A 1227-nucleotide genomic window follows, 5' to 3' on the forward strand; every position below is an offset into this window, starting at 1 on the left:
GTTCGCGGCGTTCTACTACCCCTGGATCAAGGTCGCGAACCCGGCCCCGACCAACGGTGACGACGAGATCCTCGTCCCGCCGTCGGGTCACATGGCCGGGCTGTGGGCACGCGTCGACGAGACCCGTGGCGTCTGGAAGGCTCCGGCCAACGAGATCGTCCGTGGTGCGCTCGACGTCGAGCTCCCGATCACCAAGGCCGAGCAGGGCCTGCTGAACCCGATCGGGATCAACTGCATCCGTCCGTTCGGCACGCGCGGCATCCGCGTCTGGGGTGCGCGCACGCTGTCGAGCGACTCGGACTGGCGCTACATCAACGTGCGTCGTCTCTTCAACATGGTCGAGCAGGCCATCATGGACGGGACGCAGTGGGTCGTCTTCGAGCCGAACGACCAGAAGCTGTGGGAGGGTGTCAAGCGCACCGTCAACGCGTTCCTGCGTGGGCTGTGGCGCGACGGCGCGCTCTTCGGTGCGACCCCGGACCAGGCGTTCTTCGTCAAGTGCGACGCGGAGAACAACCCGCCGGAGTCGATCGACGAGGGCAAGCTCATCGTCGAGGTCGGGATCGCTCCGGTGAAGCCCGCCGAGTTCGTCATCTTCCGGATCAGCCAGCTGAAGGACAGCTCGAACTGATCCGGAGTACGACCTCCGGCTGGATCCCCGGCCGGAGCCGCTGCAGGACAGGACCTGAACAGACAGGGAAGGAACGAACGTGGCGAACGAACACGATCAGGAGTACATGGGTTCACTCTTCGCCCTCGAGATCGAGGGCGTCGAGCTGGGCCGGTTCACCGGCATCACCGGACTGGGGTACACGGCCGAGGTGGTCGAGTACACCGACACGCTCGCGGACGGCAAGCTCGTCACCCGCAAGCGTCCGGGTCGCGTGAACTACGGCGACATCACGCTCAGCCGTGGTCTGTCCGCGGACAACCAGCTGGTCGAGTGGTACCAGACCGTGCTCGACGGGGCGGTGGAGCGCAAGAACGGCTCCATCGTCATGTTCGACCCGGCCGGCGACGAGTCCGGGCGTTGGAACTTCGAGAACGCCTGGATCAGCGAGTGGTCCGCGTCGGACCTCGACTCGGGTGGTGACGACATCGTCGTGGAGACGGTGACCATCACCCACGAGTTCCTCGAGCGCGTCTCCTGATGCACTGAGGACGACCCCGCTCTCGTGGCGGGACGTCCGGTCCGGCCCCCGACTTCCCCAGGGGGCCGGACCGGAC

2 protein-coding genes are annotated in these 1227 nt (G+C 66.4%); both read left to right on the forward strand.

Translation table 11 applies throughout. The annotated features are described in order from the left end of the window. The coding region (locus tag ACNA7R_RS20410; protein WP_416285367.1) for a phage tail sheath family protein at window positions 1-631 on the forward strand (631 nt) is incomplete at its 5' end. A 106-nt stretch (window positions 632-737) separates the two neighbouring features. Then, window positions 738-1151: a phage tail protein gene (locus ACNA7R_RS20415; protein ID WP_416285368.1), complete on the forward strand. Its 414-nt coding sequence runs from the start codon at window positions 738-740 to the stop codon at window positions 1149-1151. The last annotated feature ends 76 nt before the right edge of the window (window positions 1152-1227 follow it).

Origin of the sequence: Natronococcus sp. (genome assembly GCF_047921035.1) — an archaeon.
Classification (GTDB): Archaea; Halobacteriota; Halobacteria; order Halobacteriales; family Natrialbaceae; genus Natronococcus.